The organism is Streptomyces sp. NPDC002144, assembly GCF_053593695.1.
In genome coordinates, this window is the sequence record NZ_JBSFDB010000157.1 from 1 (window position 1) to 1,937 (window position 1,937).

General features: G+C 63.2%; 1 protein-coding gene. It reads right to left on the bottom strand.

Annotated elements, in window-relative coordinates; translation table 11 throughout:
• Window positions 1-90 precede the first annotated feature (90 nt).
• Entirely contained in the window at window positions 91-1,347 is a 1,257-nt protein-coding gene (gene ltrA / locus ACWCQ1_RS52035) for a group II intron reverse transcriptase/maturase (RefSeq protein WP_451030126.1), read from the bottom strand.
• Between the last annotated feature and the right edge of the window lie 590 nt (window positions 1,348-1,937).

The following is a 1,937-nucleotide window of genomic DNA, read 5'->3' on the forward strand; positions in this document are numbered from 1 at the left end:
AGCCGCCGAGTAGCCGAGGGGAATCTCACCCCTCGGCTCTCACAGAACCGTGCGGAACGATCTCTCGTTACACGGCTCCTGTCGTCCTGGTCACCAGGCCGAGGCGGTGGTCCAAGGCCAGTGCGCGAACATCCGGGGATACCGCTTGGCGATCTCCCCCATCTTCGCGATGGCCTTCCGCTTCGCCCTGAGCCGTTCGTACTTCTTGCGGATCCATCGCACCAAGTAGGCGTTGATGCGCGTCAGAAGGGGATCCAGCCCCGACCGCCGGAAGCGGCCGTAGTACTGCATCCACCCCGCCACCCGTGGGTTGACCCACCGGGCGAGATCGTTGAAGGAGAGGTCGGCCCGCGTATGAAGATGCCAGGAACGCACCTCCGCACTGAGCCGTTTCAGGGCCTCTTTGCTGATCTCCGGGTCGAAGGAGAGGAAGCTCTCTCCCTTCTTGTCCCGGCTCCTGCGGGCGCGGAACGTGTAGCCGAGGAAGGTGAACGCCGTGTGCTCGTACGAGTTTCGGCGCTTGCCGTCCCGGCAGTACACGATCCGGGTCTTGTCGGGATGCAGTTGCAGCCCGACCTGCTCCATCCTCTCCACCAGCGCGGCCAAGACCTCCCTGGCCTGCCGCTCGGTGACGCAGTGGATCACCGCGTCGTCCGCGTAACGCTCGAACCAGACACCCGGGTACTCCCGGGCCAGCCAGGTGTCGAACGCGTAGTGCATGAACAGGTTCGCCATCACGGGCGAGACCGGCGCCCCTTGCGGGGTTCCCCGGTCCCGGACCAGCAGGCTGCCGTCGGGCCGTTGCATCGGCGCTTGAAGCCACCTCCTCACATACAAACTCACCCAAACGGCGTCGGTGTGAGCTTCCACCGCCTTGACCAGGAGGTCCCACCGGACGCTGTCGAAGAACTTGGCGACATCGAGGTCGATGACCCAGTTCCGCTTCCAACAGCGGTCCCGGCAGCGTGCGACCGCGTCAAGCGCCGACCGTCCGGGCCGGTATCCATACGAATCCGGATGGAATGCAGGCTCCACCCGGCGCATGAGATGCCTGGCCACCACGGTCTGCGCCACCCGGTCAGCCACACAAGGAATCCCGAGGATTCTTGTCCCTCCGCCATGGGGCTTGGGAATCTCCACCGCACGCACCGGCAGCGGAAAGTAAGACCCCGACGACATCCTGTTCCAGACCTTATAGAGGTTGCCCTTCAGGTCCTTCGCAAAGTCGTCAAGAGACTGCCCATCCACTCCGGGAGCGCCCTTGTTCGCCCTGACTTCCTCCCACGCCTCCTTGACTTCCCACTTCGAAATCTCAAACGGCTTGGCCTGTGACTTCAACTGGTCCACCGAATTCCTCCCGGGCCCTGCCCGGTTGACGCGATCAACTCAGCCACGAACGACCCGGCTCCTTCGCTCCACCCCCGTTACAAGGGCTTCACCACTACTACGAGCCGGTCCGCCGGCGTCCCTCGCCTCGGTACTCAATCCCTTGCAGTGTCGACTGCTTGGGACACTCCCTCTCGCCCACCAGCACGGCGGACAGTGGCGAGGCACGCCTTCTCCTGTTCCATACGGAAGCCGCAGACCGGGCTCACGTCGCCTGCATGCCGGACACCGCCTGGCCAGTAAACGGGCACCCGCCAGACTCATCCCGGGATTGGGTATACACCCCGGTTTCGATGTCACCTTTGACTCTTACGACACGTCAGCAGCGATTCACTTGCGTTCGTCTTCCCGATCCCCACCTGACGCCTCTTACGACGCCTTTTCCTCGTCGCTCACCACGACGGTCTTCAGCCAACGCAGCACGAGGTGGTTTGAAGCCTCCCCCCGCAGGGCGACTCCGAAGGGCCAACAACCTTCATCTTCCGCACAGCACCATTTCAAGAACTGCTCCTACAACCAGCTCCATTCATGTTCAGGACACAAATACCCGG